The organism is Dietzia sp. DQ11-71 (assembly GCF_014144995.1).
GTDB lineage: Bacteria > Actinomycetota > Actinomycetes > Mycobacteriales > Mycobacteriaceae > Dietzia > Dietzia kunjamensis.
Genome location: NZ_JAALDT010000479.1, coordinates 1 through 217 on the forward strand (window position 1 = coordinate 1; position 217 = coordinate 217).

Consider the following 217-nt stretch of genomic DNA (forward strand, 5'->3'; position numbering starts at 1 on the left):
CGGGGGTGATGACGAGGTCGGTGTCACCCGGGCCGAGCGGTCCGGACGGTCCCTCGATGCGTGTCCCCAGCGCCTGCAGCGCGCCGATCATGAGATCGGTGTCCCGACTGCGCAGGGTGCCGACCAGGCGGGAGGGGCCGTCGGCCAGCGCCGCGAGCACCAGGGCACGGTTGGTCAGTGACTTGGACCCGGGGATGGTGACGTCCGCGTCGACGGG

Annotated in this window: 1 pseudogene; it reads right to left on the reverse strand. The window is 72.8% G+C overall.

The annotated features are described in order from the left end of the window. Positions 1 to 217: pseudogene (locus tag G6023_RS14925) on the reverse strand (3-phosphoshikimate 1-carboxyvinyltransferase); the annotation flags it as partial.